The sequence below is a fragment of the Neptuniibacter sp. QD37_11 genome, assembly GCF_047778105.1.
Lineage (GTDB): Bacteria > Pseudomonadota > Gammaproteobacteria > Pseudomonadales > Balneatricaceae > Neptuniibacter.
This window is the reverse complement of record NZ_CP180552.1, coordinates 2,117,076-2,141,849: the sequence shown is the minus strand read 5'-3', so window position 1 is coordinate 2,141,849 and position 24,774 is coordinate 2,117,076. Positions and strand designations below refer to the sequence as shown.

The following is a 24,774-nucleotide window of genomic DNA, read 5'->3' as shown; positions in this document are numbered from 1 at the left end:
AGGTATGTTGTAAAGGTCTAATCAGCCTAAGTACCTAGTGACCCTGTCCCCCAATTAGCTTTAGCAAGGCGAAGTGGTAGTGCAGGACTGCTTCGCACCCTTAAATTTATTTGGTTTAAATGTCTGTTACACACATTTAAATCGAGCTGTTACCACAGGTTATTGTTATGGCAGTAGAAACTCGTACTTTGAGTGATCTTCAGCAGACGACTGACTTTACTCGTCGTCATATTGGTCCAGATAGTGAGCAGACTCAGGAGATGTTGTCCTTTTTGGGTCTTAACTCAATGGATGAACTGATTACACAGACAGTTCCAGATTCCATCCGCTTAGATGATGCGTTAGATATGGCGGATAGTAAGACTGAAGCTGATGCGCTTGCGTATATCAAAACACTAGCTGATAAAAATAAGGTTAATAAATCTTATATTGGTATGGGCTATAGCAATACTTTGGTTCCAAACGTTATCTTGCGTAACGTTATGGAAAACCCAGGTTGGTACACAGCTTATACACCTTACCAGCCAGAGATTGCCCAAGGCCGTCTAGAAGCACTGCTTAACTTCCAGCAGATGGTGATGGACCTTACAGGTATGGAATTGGCAAACGCTTCTCTACTTGATGAGGCGACAGCGGCTGCAGAAGCGATGACGCTTTGCAAACGCTCCAACCGTAAGAAGACAAATACTTATTTTGTTGCTGATGATGTTCACCCGCAAACGCTGGATGTTATCAAAACACGTGCCGAATACTTTGGTTACGACATCGTAGTAGGTAACCCGCTAACAGATCTTGAAGCGGCAGATCCATTTGGTGTTCAGCTACAGTACCCAAGTACTTACGGCGATATCACTGATATCAAATCAATTATTGATGCGGCTAAAGGCCAGAAAGCAATGGTTTCCGTTGCTGCTGATATCCTAGCCTTGGTTCTTCTTAAATCACCAGGTGAGCTGGGTGCTGATGTTGTACTAGGTTCCTCTCAGCGCTTTGGTGTACCAATGGGCTTTGGTGGTCCTCACGCTGCCTTCTTTGCTGCATCTGAAAAGCTTAAACGTTCTGTGCCTGGTCGTATCATCGGTGTATCTATCGATGTAAACGGTAACCAAGCATTGCGTATGGCGATGCAAACACGTGAGCAGCATATCCGTCGTGAGAAGGCGACATCTAACATCTGTACTGCTCAAGCCTTGCTTGCCAACATGGCTTCTTTCTATGCTGTTTATCACGGCCCAGAAGGTCTTAAGACAATTGCAGAGCGCGTACATCGTTTAACGGCTGTGCTTGCTAATGGTCTTAAAGCGAAAGGTGTTGCGGTCAATGATACTTACTTCGATACGTTGACTGTTTCTCTGCCTGAGACTCAAGAGGTTGTTTACCAAAGAGCGATCGATGCGGGTTGTAACTTCCGCAAGGTTGGTTCTGATAAGTTGGGTATCAGCTTGGATGAAACAACATCGTCTGAAGATGTTGCGCAGTTGCTAGACGTTATTCTTGGCGACGATCACGGTCTAAGCGTTGCTGCGCTAGATGCAGCAATTGTTGCAGGTGAAGCGACGGGTATCTCTACAGAGATGCGTCGTGAAGGTGCAATCCTGACGCACCCAACGTTCAACAGCTACCACAGCGAAACCGACATGCTTCGCTACATGAAGAAGCTTGAGAACAAAGATTACTCTTTGGCGCATGGCATGATCCCACTTGGTTCTTGCACCATGAAGCTAAACGCTACAGCTGAGATGATCCCAGTTACATGGCCTGAATTTGCAAACATTCACCCGTTTGCACCGGCTGACCAAGTGCAGGGCTATCACCAAATGCTACATGAGCTGGAAGATCAACTGGTAGAAATTACCGGTTACGACAAAGTTTCTTTGCAGCCTAACTCAGGTGCATCTGGTGAATACGCAGGTCTATTGGCGATTCGTAAGTACCAAGAATCTGTTGGTGAAGGCCATCGTAATGTTTGCTTGATTCCATCGTCTGCGCACGGTACTAACCCGGCTTCTGCTGCAATGATGGATATGAAGATCATTGTGACTAAGTGTGATGACAACGGTAACGTTGATGTTGCTGATCTTCGTGCACAAGCTGAGCTACATAAAGATGATCTATCTTGCTTGATGATCACTTACCCATCTACACACGGTGTTTATGAGGAAGATATCGTAGAGATCTGCGACATCATCCACAAAAATGGCGGTCAGGTTTATATGGATGGCGCGAACATGAATGCGCAGGTAGGTATCTCTAAGCCGGGTGCAATCGGGTCTGATGTATCTCACCTAAACCTACACAAAACATTTGCTATCCCACACGGTGGCGGTGGTCCAGGTATGGGTCCAATCGGCGTTAAGAGCCACCTGGCACCGTTCCTAGCGAGTCACAAGGTAAGCCCAGTTGAAGGTGTAAATCCAGAAAACGGTGCGGTTGCGGCGACGCCTTACGGTTCTGCTTCGATCCTACCGATCACGTGGATGTACAACGTTATGCTAGGTAAGTCTGGCCTTAAGGCATCGACAGAGATGGCGATTCTTAATGCTAACTACATGACTGAGAAATTGGCTGAGCACTATCCGGTACTTTACCGTGGCCGCAACAACAAAGTTGCTCACGAATGTATCGTTGATATCCGCCCAATCAAAGAGGAAAGCGGTGTTACTGAAGAAGATATTGCTAAGCGTCTAATGGACTACGGTTTCCATGCGCCAACCATGTCTTTCCCGGTAGCAGGTACTCTAATGATCGAGCCGACTGAATCGGAATCTAAAGCGGAGATTGATCGCTTTATCGATGCCATGGTTCAGATCCGTGAAGAGATCAATAAAGTGCAAAATGGCGAATGGCCAGCGGATAACAACCCGCTATTCAATGCGCCGCATACGCAATCGGACATTATGAGTGCTGCATGGGAACGTCCATATAGCCGCGAAGAAGCAGTATTCCCGAATGAAGCGACTCGTCAGAACAAGTTCTGGCCAACAGCTAACCGTATCGACAACGTGTACGGTGATCGGAACTTTATCTGCTCTTGTCCAGGTATCGAAGCTTATCAAGACCAGTAATTACCTTTTGCTGCAGGGTTGCTCCTGCAGCAAAGTTAAAAAGTCGAACCATTGGTCTTGAGCCAAGTGAACCGGAGATCCACTTGGTTTAATTCAGCGATAGCCAATCTGTGCCGGCTAGAGCTGAACAACGGGTAAAGCGTCAGAATTACCCGTTACTCCCGCAGTTACCAGGGGGGAATCTGGTAACTGCAACCTTTCTATTTTATAGGTCGTTAGAGTGGATTTGGCGTCTACTCGAAATTGGTGTGCTCCCAGCCTTGTGTTGGAGCTTTTTGCGGGGCTAATTTAGCCCCGTTTTTTTTGATCTTTAAAAATATCCATCAGATCACTAAGTATCTTTAGAGATTTTCAAGATGCATCGTCGGTGAATAGCTGTGTTCTCAACTAAAATAACTGTATGAAAAATGATCTGTTTTTCATTGGGAACGTAATAGCTAGAGGATACTCAAAGCTAATAACTCGCAAAATAACAAGCCTAAGAGGTGATCATTATGCTGCTGAGTCACATACCCGGAATGTTTACCCACCCTGATGCAGAGTGGGAATTGATCAAAAAAGAACACAGTAATCCCAGTCGTATCTATATGGCTTATACCTGTCTATTGGCACTGATAGGTCCTGTGTGTGCTTACATTTCTACAACTCAATTTGGTTGGCGTGTCGGTGATGGTGAGTTGATTAAACTTACTGCAATCAGTGCATTGCAATTGAACGTATTAACCTATGTAGCAATCCTTGTTGGTGTGTTTGGCTTAGGCTGGATGATTGACTGGATGTCAAAAACTTACGGTAGTGGTCATGATGAGTATGCTGCAAACGGCATTGCTCTAGCGGCTTATTCTTGTACGCCGCTTTTCTTGGCCGGTTTTATCTCTTTGTATCCCGTTCCATGGGCTAATATGTTGGTTTACTTAGCTGCGGCAGCGTATACAGGCTATTTGATCTACGACGGTTTGCCACATGTGTTGGGCATAGATAAAGACCAGGCTTTCTTCTTCTGTGGAGCAATTCTGGCTGTAGGGCTTGTGTATTTGGTTATCACTCGTGTAGGTACAGTGATTGTGTGGAATCTAGGTTTTGCACCGGTATTTATCTCTGGGTGAGCAGGTTACTAAAATGAAAAAGAGCAGCTTAGGCTGCTCTTTTTGTTTTGAAAGAATATTTAGAAAAGCTCTACATCATCATCGGGCACTTCGATTCGAGAGCTAACTTCGCTGAAGTGTACGATAAGGTTTCTGCCGTTATTTTTCGCGTGGTACAGCGCTCGGTCAGCTTGTTCGAAATGCAGCATCGGTGGGGTTACGGGGTCTATCTCTGTATAGCCGATACTCACGGTTAGCTTCCCGGATGGGAAGGTATAATCTTGAACCGCTTTGTGGAAGCGTTCCAGTATCTGTAACGCTTGATCCTGATCGGCATTGTTCAGTATGACCACAAACTCCTCACCGCCATATCGGAATAAAAAGTCGGTATAACGGAAGGTTTTTTTCATTAGCTCCGCAAAGTGAAGCAGAACTTCATCACCATAGAGATGGCCGAAGGTATCATTAATATTTTTAAAATGATCTATATCTAGGACTACCATCCAAGATGATTTTATATGGTTGTTCTGATGGCCACGGTGAAATGCTACGACATCGTTAAGGCTTAGTTCCATTGTTTGGCGATTTGGTAAGCCTGTCAGCATGTCACGTTCTTTGGCATCTAATAATGCAACTTGTTTCTCATAGATGCTGAAGACGCCTTCGATTAAAACCATATCTTCTTCAGATACTTTGCCCGTGATCAAAATGATTCGACGGGGAATAACGTCCTTGGTGATATCCAAGAAGATATAGTCTTCACCTTTGAACTTCATGCATGCGACACCGCCTTTACTTTTAGGCAGTGTTTTCAGCATGAGGTCGTTATGTCGATCGATGAACGATTCATCAAGCGTCAGAGGGAAGCGGCGTATAGATAGACCAGTGTCCGAATTAGAATCCCCGAAAATTTCGTAAGACACAGCGTCTTCTACACCTTCTAATGAGCAGAAGTAGTGAAGGATGGCATGCGTCAGAGAATTATAGGACTTGTGCGCAAGAAATTTTGCGGATAATTCAAACGCTTGTTTGATGTGGTGGTGTTCGCTCATAGATACTACTTAACGCTACAAGGCCCGTGGGAGTTAGGTTTCTATAAATTGTAGCAGTCTAAACGATATTTCTGAACAAACGGTTAACATAAAATTAGTCTTGTCTGTTTTATCTACGTTTTATCTCTTGCCATTTGTTGTTTGCATCCTTCAAAATTGCAAAAAATTCCTCTTCAAATTCTGTGCGATCAAAAGTATTTTCCTTTTCTGATTTGAGTTCCATTTTGCTTTGTAGATCTAATAAACGGTTTCTCATCTCGATTTCCATGACACACAAGTTTTCAGGGCCTCTTAAAAGCGTGTATCCGGTAATAACAGGGAGACAAATAGCTAAAAGGGCTGTGAGCTGGGCTGAAGAAAGGTTGAGTATTTCGAAAGAGAAATTGGCGCAGATCGCAATCGCGACCGATGTGAATGAGGAGATAAACCAAAGCGTGTGGTTCATCTTTTTATGCCTAGCAGCATGTTTGTCAAACCAGTTGGCTTTGGTGTTAATTTTGTTATAGAGAGTATCTTCCATGATATTCATAGATTGGGCTCTTAAAAGATAGTAAGAGCGCAACTGCTTATATGCGCTATGAATGTTTGATTGTTTCCAATAGGGATTATTCTGTTGCTTGTTCAATTAAGGGTTGAGCATTGGTTTTACGGTGTTGCCTCCAGGTGTACCAGCCGCCTAACGCTAGTGCTAACCACGCGAGGGTATCGATAATCGCAACGCCATTAATATCGATCCCCGTTTCACGAAAGACACGATCCCAATGGGATTTCCCAGCACCTGCTTTGTAGGCAAAGCGTTTGCCGTTTTCATCTATCCCGATGAGTTGGTCATATTTGTAGGCATAGTCATGAATTAAGCCCGGTAGGAATAAAAGGCCAGTAGGAGAAAGAATGGCCCAAAGAGGACGGGGGATAGAGGCACCGTCAAATTCGAAGCCTTTGGGTATCACTATGGTCGTGCCGTCGCGCATAGTGTAGGTCCAATCAGCGGTAAGCACCCATTTCCGTACAGCAAATATCCAACGCAGGATTCGAATAATAAGGGATTCGTTTTTGGTTTTTATAGGTAGGGGACGAATAGTTGGCATATTCATCACATGACTCCTTGTCTTGTTGTTTAAATCCTTTCTCCATTATAGCGCTTTGTAGGGTAAATACTTTTTCAGCTGCTCGATCTGTTGATCAATCGCGGAGGTCTCTTCATCAATAAACTGCTGTACTGCTTGATTGAACCCAACCTCCTTAAGCCAGTGGGCCGAATAAGTCGGTACAGGGGTGAATCCTCGCTGTATTTTATGCTCCCCCTGAGCGCCAGAATCAAATCGCTTTAATCCCAGACTAATACAATAATCAATGCCTTGGTAGTAGCAGGTTTCGAAATGAAGGCTGTCGTATTCATCAAAACAACCCCAGTATCGTCCGTATAAGGTGGTTGAATCTTGTAATGACAGTGCGCCTGCAACGGGTGTTTCGTCTTTGTAAGCCAAAACGAGTAACAGGTTTTCGGGCATTGTCTGTTTTAGTTGGGTGAAAAACGATTTGCTGAGGTAGGCTTCTCGCCCGCGTTTTAGATAGGTCAAACGGTAAAAGTCGTAAAAGGTGTCAATTTCGTTATCGGTTATATCTTTGCCCTGAATCTGGCGATGAGTGATGCCTTGCTCAACGATTTTTTTGCGCTCTTTTTTCAGGTTTTTTCGCTTACGAGACGTTAGATTCTGCAGGAAGTCATCGTAGGAAGAATAGTCTCGATTAAACCACTGATACTGACAGCCTTTCCGGATCATGTAGCTTGTATTATCGAGTGAATCAGCTTCCATCTTGGATGGAAAGAGTAGGTGCCAAGAGTTCGCTTTGAAATGTTGGCACAGCTGCGGGATGGCTTGGCTTAAGTTCTCAAATAAAGGTTCTAGTGGTTGTTTCGTCAACAGCCTTGGCCCACCCACAGGCGAGAAGGGGATGGATGATACGAGTTTTGGGTAATAATCCATGCCATAACGCTCATATGCTTCGGCCCAGGCCCAATCGAACACATATTCGCCGTAGGAATGATTCTTAAGATAGAGCGGTAGTATAGCTATAGTTATACCGTTATCTTGTAGTTGGATGTGTAGTGGTTGCCAGCCTGTTTTCGCACTTACGCTACCTGACTCTTCTAGTGCGTGGAGGAATTCGTATCGGCAAAAAGGGTAATCAGACGGGAGGAGGTTGTTCCATGTGTCTGGGCCTATTTCACTGATTTTATGGCAAATTTTTATCTCTAACATATCGCGGCTTCGGTTTTGTGTTGCTAAGCTAAATACTGTTGGGGCGACTAGTTTCCTATTTGAATTGAGAAGGATGTCAGTGTCAAAGCCATTGTTTTGTATAAAGGCCCCAAAAAAGATGATAGGAGTATTGTGATGGATGAATTAGAGCTTGAGTTTGAACTTCACCCGCAGTTAGCTGCTGATTGTATAGTGTTAGGGGATTTTCCGATTAGCCGGCTCTTGCTGTTAAACGATGCTAATTATCCTTGGTTTATTTTGGTGCCAAGGCGTGCAGGTGCGACAGAAATCTATCATCTTTCTGATGATGAACAGTGCGAGTTAATCAAAGAGTCATCATTTTTAGCATCAAACTTGGCTGATAGCTTTGCTGCTAGAAAGATGAATGTAGCATCGTTGGGGAATATGGTGCCGCAATTACACCTCCATCATATTGTCCGTTATGAGACTGATAAGGCTTGGCCAGGGCCTGTTTGGGGTAAGGTGCCAGCGGAGCCATATACTGCAGAACAGATCCATGAAATTAGACGAAAACTGGAAGCTTTAATGTCCGGCGAGCTGGAATTTGTACCGGAAGAATAAGCTTCAATAAGCTTCATTGAAAATTAGTCACCTCTATTTTAAATCTTTAAGGCCTCAATCCTATTTGGGGCCTGTTCCCTCTGCTTAAATAAGGTATAATCCGCCGTTTTTAAAATACGCTTCCTGCGTTTAGGAAGTTTCGATCGGGTTTATTTCCAATGCCAATCTTTGATTTTCAGTGTGACAGCTGTGGTCACGAGTTTGAAAAACTTGTTCTTAAAAGTGATGCGCCTGCGCCTGCATGTGTTTCCTGCGCAAGTGAGGAAGTGACCAAAAAAGTATCAGCACCGGGTTTCCGTCTTTCGGGTTCCGGCTGGTACGAGACAGATTTTAAAACCGGCAAGAAGAAAAATCTTGCGGGTGGCTCCGGTGCTTCGTCAGGTACAGACAGCTAATTCCGGATAGAAAAAGTATTAATTCATTGACCGTTTGGTGAAAACCAAACCGAGACAGTTAACAGGAACAGTAAATTATGCGCAGTCATTATTGCGGCGATCTCAGAAAAGAGCATATCGGCGAAGACATTACCCTTTGTGGTTGGGTTCATCGTCGTCGTGACCACGGTGGTGTTATCTTCCTAGACGTGCGTGACCGTGAAGGTCTGGCACAGGTTGTATTTGATCCAGATCGTGAAGAGAGCTTCGCGCTAGCAGATAGCTGCCGTAATGAATTCGTAGTTGAGATCAAAGGTACTGTTCGTGGTCGTCCAGAAGGTACGATCAACTCTGAAATGCCTACTGGTGAGATCGAAGTGCTAGGTAAAGAACTTGTTATCCTTAACAAGTCTGAGACACCTCCGTTCCAGTTGGATGAGCACCAAAACGTTGGTGAAGATGTTCGTCTTCGTAACCGTTACATCGACCTACGTCGTCCAGAGATGCAGGAAAAGCTACGTTTCCGTTCAAAAGTATCTAATGCGATTCGTAACTACCTAGATGATAACGGCTTCCTAGATATCGAAACGCCGATTCTAAACCGTGCTACACCTGAAGGTGCGCGTGACTACTTGGTACCGAGCCGTGTTCATGAAGGTCAGTTCTTTGCGCTGCCACAGTCTCCTCAGCTATTTAAACAGTTGTTGATGGTTTCTGGTTTTGACCGTTACTACCAGATCGCTAAATGTTTCCGTGATGAGGATTTGCGTGCTGACCGTCAGCCAGAATTTACTCAGATCGATATCGAAACTTCGTTCATGGACGAAGAAGGTATCATGGGTCTGACTGAAACTATGATCCGCAAGTTGTTCCTAGAGCTTAAAGGTGTAGATCTGGGTGATTTCCCACGCATGCCTTACTCAGAAGCAATGCAGCGTTACGGTTCTGATAAGCCTGATCTTCGTTACCCAATGGAGTTGGTTGATGTTGCTGATCTAATGGCGGATATCGAATTTAAAGTATTCGCAGGCCCAGCAAACGATCCTAAGTGCCGCGTAACTGCACTTAAAGTTCCTGGTGGCGCTAAACTGACTCGTAAGAACATCGATGATTACACTAAGTTTGTAAGTATCTATGGTGCTAAAGGTCTTGCTTGGATCAAAGTTAATGAAATCGAAAACGGCGTTAACGGCCTACAGTCTCCAATCATCAAGTTCCTAGGTGATGAAGTGACTATGTCGATCATGGATCGTCTAGGCGTTGAAAACGGCGACATCGTATTCTTTGGTGCTGACAAAGCTAAGGTTGTTTCTGAAGCGCTGGGTGCACTACGTATCAAAGTGGGTGAAGATCTTGAGATGGCTGAGTGTGAATGGGCACCTCTATGGGTTGTTGATTTCCCAATGTTCGAAGAAACAGATGGTGGCCTTACAGCACTTCACCACCCATTTACTGCGCCAAGCTGTTCTCCAGAAGAGCTAAAAGCGAACCCGCTAGAAGCGCTATCTCGTGCATACGACATGGTACTTAACGGTTGTGAGCTTGGTGGTGGTTCTGTTCGTATCCACGATCAGGCAATGCAGGCTACAGTGCTGGAGATTCTAGGTATCTCTGATGAAGAAGCTGACGATAAGTTTGGCTTCCTACTAAACGCGCTACAGTACGGTGCGCCTCCGCACGGTGGTTTGGCGTTTGGTCTAGATCGTTTGATCATGCTGATGACGGGTACAGATTCAATCCGTGAAGTTATCGCTTTCCCTAAAACGCAAAGTGCATCTTGTATGATGACTGAAGCGCCGGGTGAAGTAAGTGCTGCACAGCTACGTGAATTGAACATTAAGCTGCGTAAAACGCCTTAATAGCATCACGTTGTCCTAGTTCAAGCTAGGACTCGGTTAAAACTAAAAAGCTGCCTTCGGGCGGCTTTTTTTGTTTATATTGGACAAAAATAATATCGAAAAGGAGTAGGCGTTATGGCAGGTCACTCTAAATGGGCCAATATCAAACACCGTACAGCTGCTCAGGATGCAAAGCGCGGCAAGATCTTTACCAAGCTTATTCGAGAGCATGTCTTCGGTTTACCACTCTTTCAGTGAATGCTCTTTTAGGAAATCTACTAATACCCTGATTCTTCTTGCTTTTTGGCTGTGCTGTGGAAAATATAGATGCAGGCTAGGGTAGCTGAATTGGTAATCATCTAGCAGTGTGACCAGCTTACCTTCTTCGACTGATTTTTTAGCTAAAGGCGCTAAAACGCCGCTTATACCTAACCCTTTCTCAGCGGCATCTATCATCAGTTCTGGATTATTAACAATCATCGCGTTATCGACGTTTACCGAAATTTGTTCGCCGTTTTCGATTAAGTTAAGTGGTGCAAGGTTGTTCGCTGAAATATAGCGATAGCGGATAAATTTGTGTTTGCACAGGTCTTCAGGTGTGAGTGGTTCACCGTGTTGTTCCAGATATTCAGGAGAGGCGACGATCCATTGCTTTAATGGCGGAGTCAGGTTGATTGAAACCATGCCTTCTTCGACCTTATGAGCGCCTCGAATACCTGCGTCGATTCCCTCTTTAATAATATTCACGGTTGCATCAGATATAGAGATCTCCAGATCAATTTCGGGATACTGGCGACAAAACTCCGCATAGATCGGTTTGAGCATGTGGTTAAACGTGAACATCGGCAAGGTAATTTTTAGTTTGCCAGAGGGGACTTGGTTTAGACCTTTTACATATTCAACTGTTTCACTGAGTTCAGAAGCGAGGGGTAAGGCTCTGTCATAAAGCTGTGCGCCAGCATCAGTCAGCTCCATCTGTCTTGTTGTACGGTTGATTAATGGCAGCCCTAGATAATTTTCCAGCTGTTTCAGTGCTTGGCTTACCGAAGGAGGGGCTAATTCCAATTTTCTGGCAGCAGGCCTCACGCCGCCTTCTTTAACAATAGTGAAGAAAATGGAGAGTTGATTATAGAGGGAGCTGTTCATATTATTTCCGAATCCGAAATAAGTGTTAGTTAGAGTCTAACAAACATTTAGATAAAGAGGGTCTAATCAAACAATAATCGCTTAAGTACACTTCGCTTCCACCCAGATATGCCTGTTTTGGCACAGATATCTAATAAAGAGATTTACTCGACAGGGCATTAGGTCTGCGAGGATTGGTTGCGAGAGGCTTGCGATGAAACGAATACTATCTTTGGCGCTTATAATGTTAATAAGCGGATGTTCTCTTGAAGCAGACGATAAGCAAATGTCTGCCGTGCCTGCGCAACCGGTCGATGTAGCACAAGTGCTTTACCAGCCTTACACGCCTCAACATACCTTTACTAGCCGACTGGAATCACCACAACAGGTGGAGATTCGTCCTCGTGTTAGTGGTGTGATCGAAGCAGTTAAGTTTAAAGAAGGTAGTCGAGTAGAGAAGGGTGATCTGCTTTTTAAAATCGATCCTCGTCCTTTTGCTGCAGAAGTGAAGCGATTAGAAGCTCAGCTAAACAGTGCGAAGACTGCACTGAGACAAGCGCAATCCGAAGCAACGCGTGCCAAGCGTCTTAAATCTCGCAACGCGATCTCCGCTGAACAAGCTGAATCCAGATTGTTCTTAGCAAGCCAACGCCGTTCTGAATTAGCTTCTGTAGAAGCTGCTCTAGAGGCAGCAAGATTAAACTTAGAATTTACTGAGGTAAAAGCACCGATCAGTGGTTCGATCTCAAGCGCTTTCATTACTCCAGGTAATAACGTTCAAGCGGGCAACAGTGTGCTGACATCTCTCGTAGCTACTGATGAACTCTACGCTTATATCGCGGTTGATGAGCGTACTTGGAACAATGTGTTTACTTCGGTGACAGCGCAATCAAATATGCCTGCGTCACTAAAATTAACTGGTCTAGATACAACACAGTTTGCAGGTGTTATCGACTTTATCGATAACCAAGTTGATAGCCGCACAGGTACTTTGCGTATTCGTGCTGTGTTCAAAACGGATGGTCAGCCTTCGTTACGCCCAGGTGCATTTGCGCGTGTCACACTATCAGCAACAGCAGCACTTGATCGCATTATGATTCCGGACCGCGCTGTTGGAACCGATCTGAAAAATCGTTTCGTGCTTACTATCAATGCCGAAAACACATTGGAGTATCGTTCAGTCACTCTAGGTGGACGCATTGGTGAGCTGCGTATTATTGAAGAAGGTCTTACCCCTGAAGATGTCATTGCAGTCAATGGTCCGGCACGTGTGGGCCCAGGTATGCCTGTGTCTCCTCGTACTGTAACCATCGCTTCCCAAACATCGCCTGCAGTCACTGTCGCAGCGAATGAGCTTAATCCAGCAAAGTAAGGTATAACCGATGAATTTTAGCCATTTCTTCATCAGCAGACCGATCTTTGCATCGATGCTGTCACTGCTCATTCTGGTGGCTGGGGCGATCTCCCTATTTAAGCTACCGGTGAGTGAATATCCAAGCGTAATACCACCCACGGTAGTGGTCACTGCCAACTATCCGGGTGCAAACCCTCAAGTGATTGCTGAAACCGTTGCATCGCCATTAGAACAGGAGATGAATGGTTTAGAGGATATGTTGTACATGTTCTCTCAGGCGACAACGGATGGCCGTATGACCCTGACAATCACTTTTGCACTAGGTACCGATCTAGATCGTGCTCAGGTACAAGTGCAAAACCGCGTAACGAGTGCATTACCGCGTCTACCGCAGGATGTTCAGCGTTTGGGTGTAGTCGCGCAGAAATCTTCACCAAGCCTGACGATGGTTGTGCATTTGCTATCGACCGATGGTAGCCGTGAGATCAGTTATCTGTCTAACTATGCGGATATCTACGTTAAAGACCAACTGGCACGTCTGCCAGGGGTAGGTCAGGTTCAGCTGTTTGGTGGCGGCAAATATTCTATGCGCCTGTGGCTTAATCCAGATGCGTTGTCTTCACGTAACCTGACACCAGGTGATGTCGTTGCTGCAGTAAGATCGCAGAACAAACAAGTAGCCGCAGGTAGCTTAGGCGCTCAGCCGGTGGCGAATGACAGCCAGTTCCAAGTGTTACTTAACCTGAAAGGCCGTCTGCAAACACCTGAAGAGTTTGGCAACATCGTGGTGCAAGTGGGCGAAAACGGCGAAATTACGCGCTTAAGAGATATTGCGCGTATCGAGTTAGGTGAAGACTCATATGCTCTGCGTGCCATGTTAAATGGCAAAACGGCTGTAGCTATTCCTATTTTCCAACGTCCTGATGCCAATGCCATCGAGCTTTCTAATCAGGTACGTGAAACCATGGATTCACTCTCTGAGAAGTTCCCGCAGGGTGTGGAGCATCGAATTGCATACGATCCAACGGTATTTGTACGAGGTTCTATTGAGGCGGTAATTGATACCTTGATCGAGGCTGTTCTGCTGGTGGTGATTGTCGTTATTCTTTTCCTACAGACATGGAGGGCATCCATCATCCCGCTAATTGCAGTTCCAGTTTCGTTGATTGGTACCTTCGCGGTAATGCAGATGCTTGGGGTTTCGATCAATACTCTGTCCTTGTTTGGTCTAGTTCTAGCGATAGGTATTGTGGTTGATGACGCTATCGTTGTTGTCGAAAACGTTGAGCGAAATATAGGTGAAGGCTTATCGCCGTTTGAAGCTACAAAGCAGGCGATGACAGAAGTTACAGGCCCGATCATTGCGATTGCTTTGGTGCTCTGTGCTGTATTTATTCCAACTGCGTTTATCGAGGGCCTAAGCGGGCAGTTCTATAAGCAATTTGCACTGACAATCACAATCTCAACGCTGATCTCTGCGTTTAACTCTTTAACATTGTCACCAGCATTATGCGCAATCTTGCTTAAGGCGCATGGTTCAGAACCCGATATGCTGACACGTGTAATGGATAAGCTATTTGGCCGTTGGTTGTTTAAGCCTTTTAACCGTGTCTTTGAGCGTGGTGGTCAGTTTTACGAATATTCGGTGAAACGCTTGATCCGTTTTGGGATCGCGGTGGGTGTTCTCTATCTGGGCTTGATTGGCGGAACGATCAGTTTGTTTGATCAGGTACCGGGTGGCTTTATTCCACAGCAGGATAAACAGTATCTGATTGCTGTTGCGCAATTACCTGATGCTGCAAGCCTTGATCGTACCGAAGAGGTGATTCGAGAGATGGAGATGCTCGCGCTGGATACTCCAGGCGTAAAGCAGACGGTCTCGTTCCCAGGCTTGTCCGTGAATGGATTTACCAACAGTTCCAATAGCGGCATTGTCTTTGCGACCTTGGATGATTTTGAGCAACGCGACACGCCAGAGCTATCAGCTAATGCTATTGCTGGGCAGCTTAACGCTAAATTTGGGGTTATCGACGAAGCCTTTGTTGTGGTATTTCCACCACCCCCGATCCTTGGTCTAGGTACTACCGGTGGTTTCAAACTTCAGATTGAAGACCGTGCTAACCACGGTTTTGAAACCCTGTTTGCTAACTTACAAAAGGTCATCAATGTAGCGCAACAAGACCCAGCGTTAACCGGTTTGTTCTCTAGTTTCCGTATTCAGGTTCCACAAATGGATATCGAAGTGGATCGTGAGCAGGCGATGATTCAGGGCGTTTCTCTAGATCAGGTTTTTGAAACATTACAGATCTACCTAGGCTCTCTTTATATCAATGACTTTAATATGTTTGGCAAAACCTATCAGGTAAATGCGCAAGCTGAAGCTCAATACCGTGTCGACCCAGAACAGATTCTGCGTCTGGAAGTACGTAATGCCAGTGGGCAAATGATTCCTCTAGGCGCGTTATTGTCAGTTGAACCTACGATTGGTCCAGACCGCGTGATGCACTATAACGGTTATCCAAGTGCCGAACTCAATGGTAGCCCAGCGCCAGGCTATAGCTCTGATCAAGCGCGCCTTGCTATTGAAAAAATCCTTAATCAGGAACTCGACGACGGCCTTGAATTTGAATGGACTGAGGTGACTTATCAGCAAATATTAGCTGGCAACACCATGATTTATATCTTCCCGCTAGTCGTGCTGCTGGTCTTTATGGTGCTTGCAGCTCAATACGAAAGCTTGAGCTTACCGCTAGCGATTATTCTGATCGTTCCAATGGCCATTTTATCTGCGCTCTTTGGTGTGTGGATTACCGATGGTGATAACAATATCTTCACCAGAATAGCGCTCATTGTGTTGGTAGCATTAGCCACCAAGAACGCAATCTTGATGGTGGAGTTTGCTAGAGACAGACGAAATACCGGTGCATCGAGGTTTGATGCCATTCTCGATGCATGCCGCTTACGACTGCGTCCTATCCTGATGACCTCTATTGCCTTTACTGCAGGTGTAATCCCATTGGTTATGGCAACAGGGGCAGGTGCAGAGATGAGACATGCCATGGGTGTTGCGGTGTTCTTTGGCATGATCGGTGTTACGTTTTTCGGACTTCTGTTTACGCCAGTATTCTATATGGCTATGTCTGCACTTGAACGAGGCAAAACATCAGAGCAGAAAGCGCTGCCTGAAAATGAGAAGGAGCAGATCAATGCTTAAGCGCTTAAAACCGAATAAAAAGTCACCTGTTCTGTCAGTGATCTCTATGGTTGTGTTACTGCAAGGGTGCATGCAAACCATCACGCAACCTGAGATTACTCAGATCGCTGAAGAGGTCCGTTATGCGGTCACTTCGCAACTACCAACAATGACCGATAGTATTGAGCACAATGCTCGCTGGTGGCAGGCGTTTGCAAGTCAGGAACTCGATCAATTAGTTGCGACAGCACTGGAAAACAATCGCGATCTTCGTGCGACCCGACTAAGAGTGGAAGCAGCGGCTGCACGTTTACGATTGCAGGAGGATCAACAGCGTCCGCAAGGTGGTTTGTACACTGATCTGAATGAGCAACAGGCACAGCTTATTCGTAATGGTGAAAAAGTTACCAGTCGCCAAGGGCGTATTGGGATAGAGGCGAGTTGGAATCTAGATCTCTTTGGCAGAATTGAAGCATCTATTCGAGCAGTTGAGGCAAATCTCCAGCGGCAGGCTTACGCTAACGATCAAGTAATAGCCGAAATTATTACCGCAGTTGTTGAAACCTATACCCGCTTAGCCGGTGCCCAAGCTCAACTTGTGGTACTTGAACAGCAACTGGCTTCGATCAACCAGACCGTTGCAACCCTCGATACTCGAGTTAAAGAGGGTTTTGCGACCCCTTTGGAGCTCTATCGTGCCAAAGTTTTACGCTATGAATTTGAAGCGAAACGTCCACTGATTGCCGAGCAAGCGGCTCAATACCGCAGTAGTCTAGCGACTCTGGTGGGTGAAATGGTACCTGACTTAGCGATAGCTGATTCAGCTTTTGTCTTGCCGGATAGTCAATCGTTGGCGCTTGTTTTTGCTAACCCTCAGCAATCGATTTTGGATAATCCAGAGTTACTGCAATCCCGTACAAATGTTCTGCAAGCTGCAGCGCTGTCCGATCAGGCAAAAGCTGCTTTGTATCCGGATATCAGTATTAGTGGTTTAGTCGGATGGCTTAGTGCTGGCACGCTGCAGTTGGATCAAGGTGAAGCTAACTTGAGTATTACACCAAGGCTGCAATGGTCATTACTCAATCTGAGCGCGCTAAGAGCCAATCTGCAGGCATCTCAGTTAGAAGAACAAGCGGTGTTGGCAGAATATGAAAAGCAGTTGCTGTTAGTGTTAAACAACGCCGATCAATCCATTAAGACGTGGAACGCACGTAATCAGAGAATGGCTTATCTAAATGAGCGCCACTTTTTTGCTCAAAAAGCAGAAAATCAAGCAAAGGTTCGTTATGAAGAGGGCGCGATTCCTTACGTGGATTATCTCGATGCGCAAAGAGAATTGCTCGCTGCGGAAGATGCTCAGATCATTGCAAAGATTGAGTGGAGCTCATCCTACGCGGATCTATATCGTGCATTTGCTGGGAGTTGGTTATACCAGCTAGATCAGGCTGGTATAGAAAAGCAGGCTTCATTAGTTAAAGAGGGCTAAATTTGAAAGCGCTTACATTTGATAAAAATAGCGACTCCTTTATTTACAAAGATATACCTGTTCCACGTCCGAGTGATGGCGAGATATTAATCAAAGTGTCTGCTTGTGGCCTTAATCCGGTTGATGCCAAGATTCGCCTTTGGAAATCCATGATTCCAGCAAGCGCAGAGCATTGGGTCCCTGGATTAGATATCGCAGGTGAGATTGTTGAAGTAGGGGACGCTGTTAATGACTTCAGTGTAGGCGATAAGGTGCTATGCCATGGGGAAATGCTTAAACCTCATGGCGGTTTTACAGAGTATTCTGTCCAGAGTGCATCAACAGTCATCAAGCATCCAGATTTAGAGGCCATCCAAGCCGCTGCTATTCCCTGTGCTGGATGGACTGCATGGCGAGCACTAGTTGATAAACTCGACTTAACCCATCAAGACTCTCTCTTTATCGCCGGCGGTGCTGGTGGTGTTGGCAGCTACGCCATTCAGATAGCCAATCATATTGGCGCTAAGCAGATCATTACTACAGCCTCTGCTCCTAATCATGACTATCTTTATAACCTCGGGGCAACACATGTCGTCGATTATAAAAACAGTGATGTCATTGAGGAGGTGATGCAAATCACGCACGGCTTGGGTGTTTCAAAAGGATTAGATGCTGTTGGTGGGGACAATGACATTTTGGTAGCCAATCTGCTCAAATTTGAAGGTGAAATGGTTGAGTTAGTGCGCACACTTCGTCCAGAGCAGTATCAAGATGCTTTCATTAAAGGACTTAGCTTTCATCAATTAAGCTTAGGATCAGGCCATAGAAATGGAGAGGCGGCGAAGCAGAAAATGATCTGTGCAGGCCTATCTTTTACTGAGCTAGTGGCGTCGGGTGCTATTACTTTACCTTCAATTCAGAAAGTCGAATTTGACGATGTTGCTGCACATTTAGATCAGATGCTGCAGCAACGTACGGTGGGTAAGCTCGTAATGGCGTTTTGACTAAAGCAAAACGATTGTAGCTTTCAAGCAGCTTCTTTTTAAGGTTCAAAATGAATACAAAAAATATATTAGGTTTTGTGCTGGCGCTAGCCTTCATGGGCAATGTTGCTTATGCGTCTGATAAAGCTACTTCAGTAAATAACTTGAGTACAGGTTATGACGCTAAGGCTCGTTACGAGCCCAGTCAAAATGATGTTATTGGTTTTATCTACCAATGGTTTGCAGCCTTTGATCATCAGCGTGAAGCTGGCTATTTTCTGAACCGTATTTCACCGAGTGCTCGTTTGATTTACCCCGATTACACGGTTAATTCCCATGATGACTTTTTACACTGGTATAAGGGCGTAACAGATAATATTCAGTGGAATAGTCACCAACTGACCGACTTAAAAGTCGAAGGGAACTAATAGGAAGGGTGGTCTGTTGCTTACAAAGTTAATTGGCGCGCCGCTACATATTCTGGCGAGAGTTACGATTTGATGGTTAATCAAAAAGTGAAGGTCGTTAGGCTGGGGGATATGTTGAAAATTGACTCTTTGGAAGCAAAGTTAACAGAGCCAAATTAATCGAGTCTATCTTTCTATTGGCATTCCATTAGCCGCAATTATACGCAAAAGCGTCAAGCAATAATTTACAAATATCCGAGCAGTAATCTGCAAGTTCGATCTACGTTCTCCTTTTAAACTACTTCTAAGTTAGTTGAAAAATAGGAGCTACTTAAGATGAAACGTCTTCTCTTTTTTGTACTAGGAATTTTACCGCTGGTTACTTGGGCCGGTAATAACAACTCCACAAGAGCGATGAATGATATGACTATGCAGACAATTAAATTAGATACACCTGTAGGCCCGTTGGCAGCCAATTTATATCTACCTGCAGGTATCGAGAATCCGCCTGTTGTGATTGTCACAGGCGCTTGGACTACGGTTAAAGAACAGATGCCTGCCGTTTATGCCCAAGCATTAGTTGATCAAGGCTATGCAGCGGTAACCTTTGATTTCAGAGGTTGGGGTCATTCGCCAAATGAAATTCGTTTTCTCGAGGATCCCAAGCGAAAGACTGAAGACATTAGAGCAGTGATTGATGCTGTATCTGAATTGGATCTGATTGATAACAGCCACATATCAGGTTTGGGTGTGTGTGCTTCGTCTGGCTATATGCTGGATGCGGCAGTCGGTAATAAGCACCTGAAAAGCGTCGCTGTCGTTGCTCCTTGGTTACATGATAAAAAAATGGCGACCGAAATCTATGGCGGAGAAGAAAGTGTTAGTAGTTTAATTGCTGCTGCCAAAGAGGCTCAAAACAGTGCTGAACAGATCTATATCGAAGCAGCTAGCTTAAGCAATGAGAGCGCACTGATGTATCAGACTCCTTACTATACAGAATCTGATCGAGGCCTAATTCCTGAATACGATAATCAATTTAATGTTGCTTCATGGGATGGATGGCTCAACTACGATGCGCAGCAAAGTGCTGCTCATTTGGATCAGCCTGTTTTGATGGTTGCATCAGAATCTATGGCGCTTCCTGCCGGCACGCATCAGTATTTGGCTAATGCCAACGAGAATGTTGATTCTGTTTGGTTCGATGGTGTTTCTCAATTTGATTTTTATGATCAACCTGAAATTGTAGGAAAAGCCGTCACAGAGATAGTAAGGCACTTTGATAACAGCCTTTAAAGAATCTTGAGATAGATAACTTAAAGGTTAGAAATGCCCTCATCTGAGGGCATAGTTCTGTTAGATAGACCGATAAAGCGACTGAAACTAATTGTCTGGCATATACTCTGAGAACTTAGATCCGAAAAATGTAGTTAGAAATAGAGCATTATGAAGTCACTTTTAAAGTTTATTGATCATAAGTCAGGCCAACCATCAGATTGTGGCGATGTTCTTGATATACAGCTTTCTAGTAAAGATCTGAACTGGAAGGGGGTGGTGTTGGAAAAAGGCACATCTCCGCATTTCTATCCTACGGAAGTGAGTACACCTTATTTCTACTTCGCTTTAGCACTTGAAGAGGACTTGCATTGGGAAGCGGAAATGCCAGAGGGTATGTCGCACTTAGTGACGGTTCCGGGCGATGTATGGATCAATCCTCCGAATACGCCTTTCACTCACAAAATCGATGACCCCTGTTACTTCGTGATTCTGGCGATCGAACAAGACACTTTGCTCAAGCACTGCCCATTGCATGTTGCAGGAAAGTCGATCGGCTTTCTTAAAAACTACAATGTTCACGATAATGTCCTGAAAGGGATGATCGAACTGTTTTTAATGGAAGTGGAAAACGGTGGCAAAAATGGCAAAGAGTATCTCGTTAGCCTTATCTCAATGCTCTCTGTTCATTACCTCAATAACTATTCTGACTTTGCAGACTCTGAGCAAGATAGGGCGCTAAATTCTAAGTTCTGTGACAGGGAGTTAGAGATCGTCAATCAATTCATCGATAAGCACCTTGATCGTCAGATAACGGTTGATGATCTGGCGGAAGAGGTCGGATGCAGTAAGTTCTATTTCCTGCGTGAGTTTAAAAAAATGGTGGGAGAGACGCCTTATCAGCATCTTTTAAATAGACGCTTAGATAGAGCGAAAACCATGTTGCTATCCGGCCATGCAAACATTATGTCGTTGGCTTTAGATTTGGGTTTTAATGACCAATCGCATTTTACTCGAGCGTTTAAAAAGCGTTTTGGAACGACGCCTGGCAAGTACCGCGAAGTCTAATAAAAAGCCGAGCTCTTTTTAAGGATCTCGGCTTTTTTGGTAGCTAATTTTCTAGGTGAGATTATTTGAAAACTTCTTTTAGCAGGTCTGTTGTACGCGCTGCTGGGTTTTCGCGGATCTTCTTCTCTTCAGCTGCAAGCATAGTGAATAAGCCGTTTAGGGCTTCTTCAGTCACATAGTTATCTAAATCTACGTTAACTTTCTCGCCTACAAATGGGATATCTTTGGCTTCACCGGCTAGGTCATTGTAGTAACGAGTCGCACCAACCTGACCTAGGGATTCTTTTACGCTTGGCTGAAACAACTGGCGCAACTTATCGCTAGTCTTCTCTTTGAAGTATTGAGTCGCTGCATCGTCAGAGCCTTGGTAGATTTTTTTAGCATCTTCAAAACTCATCTCTTTTACCGCACCGACAATCAGATCGGTTGCTTGAGGAGCTGCTTTCTCCGCTGCGCGGTTCATGCTTTCTTCAAACTGATCAACTTGTTTTTCTAGGCCGTATTTGCGAAGAAGGGAGGCTACTTTATCGATACCATCTGGCAGAGGAATACGGATGTTTTTGTTATCTAGATAACCGCCTGGTTGGCTGATCTCTTCGATAGCGCGCTTGCTACCAACTTCTAACGCTTCTTTAAGGCCTTTAATTAGCGTTTCCGTGTCTAGATTAGTCACTTTACCGCTGCTAGCACTGCCTGTTGCTGTATCAAGTACTTTCTTTTGCAGCTCTTCATCTTGAACGGCTTCTTTAAGTGCGTCAGCCCAACCTGCGTGAGCTGTAGCGGAAGCCATTGATGCCGTTAGGATAGAGGCGATCAGATATGATTTTTTCATGTGTAAAAGTTCCCTTTGTCGCTATTGGCTCTAGCATAGCAAAGAACCACGAACAGAGCCTTAACATCCTAAGCAGTCTAATAAGTAAAAAACGTAAACTATTGGACTATAAAAAAGTGTTTTTTGTGCAGAACGACTAAGCTAGTATCGGTAGGGTAAGTACCCATAGTTTAGAGGTGGGTATTTGACTTAAGGATTTACCGTCTGAGGAAAGGATATAGGTGCCTAGGTTTCATCAGGACATATCTGATTTGTTATCCGCCAGCGGGAGGGTGTTTGTTTTCCTCCTGTGTACTCTTCTTTTGATTTTTTCATTTCCCTCTTATGCCGGTCAGAGTATCGAAAAATCTTTTGCTGTAGAGCCGTTTAATACTCGGTATCTGCAGGAAGTAGATGGTAATAGTCTTCACCCAAATCAAGCGTTAAAAGATGTTCGTTCCAAGGGAACACGCTCGGAGTCCGATATCCTAAATTTTGGTCTGGGTGCACCGCCGGTTTGGGTTCATTTTGAAGTGAGTAACTTCAGTGAAAGCGAACAGCTTCGTTATATCCAAATCGAAAACTCGTGGTTAGATCATATAAATCTATTCGTATTTAAAGAGGGTAAGTTACTTCAAAGCGATAAAGCGGGTGACGCGACTCCCTATGAAGAGAACCGTACAAGCCGATTTTTTTCTTTCCCGCACAACTTCCAGCCAGGCGAGGCCTCAGTATTAATTAGAGTCGAAACGCCAGAACCGCAACTATTACCATTGTTTGTTTTAACAGAAAACGACATGTTGGAGCGGAAGATTAATTCAGGTTATGAATACGGGATTATTTACGGCTTTCTGACGGCGTTGCTGATCTACAATGTATTGCTTTATTTCAGTCTGCAAAGCCGAAGATATATTTTTTATTCGCTCTACTTGGCAACCTTTATTATTTTAAATCTGGCTTATACCGGCCATGCATTTAAATGGATCTGGCCTAACTGGCCTGAGTTCCAGAACCAGATGATTCCTCCTATGATGATGCTGTTTGCCTATCTAGGGAACCTATTTTGTCGGGCCTTTCTGGCATTGCCAACGAAATTTCCTAGGATAAACACAAGCTTTAATCTGCTAAACACATTTATGCTCTGTTCGGTTATCTGGTATGCCCTGTCAGGCAATTACCTGACTATGTTGGTAACTGCTTTTATCTGTGTAATCCCATTTGCTCTCTTAATGATTACCGCTGGTGTAGTTGCCTGTCATGCAGGTGTTAAGGAAGCTAAATACTTTTTGGGCGCCGCGATTTTTGCCATGATCAGCGCAATTGTTACGGCTTTCACTGTATCTGGTGTTGTTGAGTACCACGCATTTGGCTTCCACGCGGTAGAGTACGGTATTTTGATTGAGGCAGTACTCTTTGCTTTAGCGCTTGCCTACCAATTCCGCATTAGCCAAACCGAAAAAATTGAAGCCCAACGTTTAGCCGATCGAGATCAGTTGACCGGTTTATATAATCGCCGCGGCTTTCAGAAGGTTATTGAGCCGATCTACAGTAATGCCACGCGCAACACACGTAATCTCTGCGTGATGTTGATGGATATTGATCGATTTAAAGAGATCAATGACACTTATGGTCATAGCTTTGGCGATCTGGTGTTACTTGATTTATCTGGGCTGTTGATGCGAGAACTTCGCGCCGGAGATATCGTGGCGCGCTGGGGTGGAGAGGAATTTATTTTGGTCCTCCCAGAAACGCAGCATGATGAAGCGATAACATTGGCAGAGCGATTGATTGGTGTTATCTCTAATCAGGTGGTTCAACAGCAACAGCTTGATGTGCAATATACGGTGAGCATCGGTATCGCTGAGATGAGTGATCCGATGGATAGTATGTCTAATCTTATCGATAAAGCTGATCATTACTTGTATAAAGCGAAAGCGTCGGGTCGAAATCGGGTCGCCTATAAGGTTGAACCCACTCGAGAATTAGTCAGTGAAATTTAAAGGATTAACATGAAGACGATCGGCTTACTGGGTGGAATGAGCTGGGAGAGCACGCAGGGATATTATCGCTCGATAAACGAGGGTGTTAAGTCGCGCTTAGGTGGTTTACATTCTGCGCAGATAGCGATGTATAGCGTAGATTTTGATCCTATCGAAAAACTGCAGCATCAGGGGGATTGGGCAGGAACCGCTGCGATCTTGGCGCAAGCAGCTAAAAATATTCAGGCGGCAGGTGCTGACTTTCTCCTTATCTGTACCAACACTATGCATAAAGTTGCGCCTCAGATTGAAGCGGCGATCGATATCCCGTTGATTCATATTGCCGATGCCACAGCTGAAGAGTTGATTAAACAAAATATAAACACTGTTGGCTTATTAGGCACTGCATTCACTATGGAGCAGGGTTTTTATAAAGACCGATTAACAGATAAGTTTGGTCTATCGGTTGTTGTCCCGAATGAAGCTGATCGAGCGGTTGTTCACGAGGTTATCTATAAAGAACTGTGCTTAGGTCAGATCAATCCCAATTCTAAATCCGAGTACTTAAGAATCATCAAAGCACTGGCAGAACAGGGTGCGGAAGCTGTGATCTTAGGCTGTACCGAAATTGGTATGCTGGTGAAACAGAGTGATACAGAGATCCGTCTTATTGATACCACAGCAATCCACGCGCAAGCGGCAGTTGAATTGGCGCTTGCGTAGCCCTCACGTCATCGTTATTTAGAACAGAGGGAGCGGCTCGCTTAACTGTACCCTCTGTACCTATTCCTTTTCTTCTCATTATCCTCCTATTTAGGCCGATAGGGTTTCTTACACTATCTTTTTACCTCTGGGTG

20 protein-coding genes and 1 pseudogene are annotated in these 24,774 nt (G+C 44.8%); 15 read left to right on the top strand and 6 right to left on the bottom strand.

The window, feature by feature from the left end; translation table 11 throughout:
- The first annotated feature begins 167 nt into the window (after positions 1–167).
- Together gcvP and ACMXYT_RS09760 are read left to right on the top strand one after the other, a co-directional pair.
- On the top strand, positions 168–3,065 hold the full coding sequence (gene gcvP / locus ACMXYT_RS09765; protein WP_415911376.1) for an aminomethyl-transferring glycine dehydrogenase: 2,898 nt from the start codon (positions 168–170) through the stop codon (positions 3,063–3,065).
- 494 nt (positions 3,066–3,559) lie between these two features.
- Positions 3,560–4,171: a Yip1 family protein gene (locus ACMXYT_RS09760; protein WP_415884250.1), complete on the top strand. Its 612-nt coding sequence runs from the start codon at positions 3,560–3,562 to the stop codon at positions 4,169–4,171.
- A 59-nt stretch (positions 4,172–4,230) separates the two neighbouring features.
- Here the strand turns inward: ACMXYT_RS09760 and ACMXYT_RS09755 are convergent, their stop codons facing one another.
- The 4 genes from ACMXYT_RS09755 to ACMXYT_RS09740 form a co-directional block, all read right to left on the bottom strand.
- A complete protein-coding gene (locus ACMXYT_RS09755; protein ID WP_415911375.1) occupies positions 4,231–5,202 on the bottom strand; it encodes a GGDEF domain-containing protein in 972 nt (323 codons plus the stop codon).
- 109 nt (positions 5,203–5,311) lie between these two features.
- Positions 5,312–5,731: a hypothetical protein gene (locus ACMXYT_RS09750; RefSeq protein ID WP_415911374.1), complete on the bottom strand. Its 420-nt coding sequence runs from the start codon at positions 5,729–5,731 to the stop codon at positions 5,312–5,314.
- 76 nt (positions 5,732–5,807) lie between these two features.
- Complete coding sequence (locus ACMXYT_RS09745) at positions 5,808–6,296, bottom strand: DUF1353 domain-containing protein (RefSeq protein ID WP_415911373.1); 489 nt, start codon at positions 6,294–6,296, stop codon at positions 5,808–5,810.
- A gap of 39 nt (positions 6,297–6,335) precedes the next feature.
- Positions 6,336–7,466: a GNAT family N-acetyltransferase gene (locus tag ACMXYT_RS09740; RefSeq protein ID WP_415911372.1), complete on the bottom strand. Its 1,131-nt coding sequence runs from the start codon at positions 7,464–7,466 to the stop codon at positions 6,336–6,338.
- Positions 7,467–7,601: 135 nt separating this feature from the next.
- Between ACMXYT_RS09740 and ACMXYT_RS09735 the strand changes: the two genes are divergently transcribed.
- From ACMXYT_RS09735 to ACMXYT_RS09720, 4 genes and pseudogenes are all read left to right on the top strand, one after another.
- Positions 7,602–8,048 (top strand): HIT domain-containing protein, encoded by a 447-nt coding sequence (locus tag ACMXYT_RS09735; RefSeq protein ID WP_415891723.1) that lies wholly within the window; start codon positions 7,602–7,604, stop codon positions 8,046–8,048.
- A gap of 158 nt (positions 8,049–8,206) precedes the next feature.
- Entirely contained in the window at positions 8,207–8,443 is a 237-nt protein-coding gene (locus ACMXYT_RS09730; RefSeq protein WP_415891008.1) for an FmdB family zinc ribbon protein, read from the top strand.
- Between the two features lie 77 nt (positions 8,444–8,520).
- Positions 8,521–10,281, top strand: coding sequence for an aspartate--tRNA ligase (gene aspS, locus ACMXYT_RS09725; RefSeq protein WP_415898507.1), 1,761 nt, complete (start codon positions 8,521–8,523; stop codon positions 10,279–10,281).
- 114 nt (positions 10,282–10,395) lie between these two features.
- A pseudogene (locus ACMXYT_RS09720) lies at positions 10,396–10,488 on the top strand (YebC/PmpR family DNA-binding transcriptional regulator); the annotation flags it as partial.
- Positions 10,489–10,500: 12 nt separating this feature from the next.
- On the opposite strand, the gene ACMXYT_RS09715 reads toward ACMXYT_RS09720, so the two are convergent.
- Entirely contained in the window at positions 10,501–11,406 is a 906-nt protein-coding gene (locus ACMXYT_RS09715; RefSeq protein WP_415898506.1) for a LysR family transcriptional regulator, read from the bottom strand.
- A gap of 223 nt (positions 11,407–11,629) precedes the next feature.
- Here ACMXYT_RS09715 and ACMXYT_RS09710 point away from each other — a divergent pair, with 223 nt between their 5' ends.
- From ACMXYT_RS09710 to ACMXYT_RS09680, 7 genes are all read left to right on the top strand, one after another.
- Positions 11,630–12,757 carry an efflux RND transporter periplasmic adaptor subunit gene (locus ACMXYT_RS09710; RefSeq protein ID WP_415911371.1) on the top strand — a complete coding sequence of 376 codons (1,128 nt, stop codon included), beginning with the start codon at positions 11,630–11,632 and terminating at the stop codon, positions 12,755–12,757.
- A 10-nt stretch (positions 12,758–12,767) separates the two neighbouring features.
- On the top strand, positions 12,768–15,953 hold the full coding sequence (locus ACMXYT_RS09705; protein ID WP_415911370.1) for an efflux RND transporter permease subunit: 3,186 nt from the start codon (positions 12,768–12,770) through the stop codon (positions 15,951–15,953).
- Positions 15,946–17,418 (top strand): TolC family protein, encoded by a 1,473-nt coding sequence (locus ACMXYT_RS09700; RefSeq protein ID WP_415911369.1) that lies wholly within the window; start codon positions 15,946–15,948, stop codon positions 17,416–17,418. The genes ACMXYT_RS09705 and ACMXYT_RS09700 overlap by 8 nt, the downstream gene beginning before the upstream one ends.
- Positions 17,419–17,420: 2 nt before the next feature.
- On the top strand, positions 17,421–18,401 hold the full coding sequence (locus tag ACMXYT_RS09695) for an alcohol dehydrogenase catalytic domain-containing protein (protein ID WP_415911368.1): 981 nt from the start codon (positions 17,421–17,423) through the stop codon (positions 18,399–18,401).
- 50 nt (positions 18,402–18,451) lie between these two features.
- Positions 18,452–18,808 (top strand): hypothetical protein, encoded by a 357-nt coding sequence (locus tag ACMXYT_RS09690; RefSeq protein WP_415898501.1) that lies wholly within the window; start codon positions 18,452–18,454, stop codon positions 18,806–18,808.
- 315 nt (positions 18,809–19,123) lie between these two features.
- The gene (locus ACMXYT_RS09685) at positions 19,124–20,080 is read left to right on the top strand and encodes an alpha/beta hydrolase (RefSeq protein WP_415911367.1); all 957 of its coding nucleotides are present in this window, start codon (positions 19,124–19,126) and stop codon (positions 20,078–20,080) included.
- 150 nt (positions 20,081–20,230) lie between these two features.
- Complete coding sequence (locus ACMXYT_RS09680; RefSeq protein ID WP_415911366.1) at positions 20,231–21,127, top strand: helix-turn-helix transcriptional regulator; 897 nt, start codon at positions 20,231–20,233, stop codon at positions 21,125–21,127.
- A 61-nt stretch (positions 21,128–21,188) separates the two neighbouring features.
- Here ACMXYT_RS09680 and ACMXYT_RS09675 read toward each other — a convergent pair whose 3' ends face one another.
- Complete coding sequence (locus ACMXYT_RS09675; RefSeq protein ID WP_415898498.1) at positions 21,189–21,959, bottom strand: DUF4197 domain-containing protein; 771 nt, start codon at positions 21,957–21,959, stop codon at positions 21,189–21,191.
- A gap of 302 nt (positions 21,960–22,261) precedes the next feature.
- Here ACMXYT_RS09675 and ACMXYT_RS09670 point away from each other — a divergent pair, with 302 nt between their 5' ends.
- Positions 22,262–23,938 carry a diguanylate cyclase gene (locus ACMXYT_RS09670; protein ID WP_415898497.1) on the top strand — a complete coding sequence of 559 codons (1,677 nt, stop codon included), beginning with the start codon at positions 22,262–22,264 and terminating at the stop codon, positions 23,936–23,938.
- 9 nt (positions 23,939–23,947) lie between these two features.
- Complete coding sequence (locus ACMXYT_RS09665) at positions 23,948–24,640, top strand: aspartate/glutamate racemase family protein (RefSeq protein WP_415898496.1); 693 nt, start codon at positions 23,948–23,950, stop codon at positions 24,638–24,640.
- Positions 24,641–24,774 lie beyond the last annotated feature (134 nt).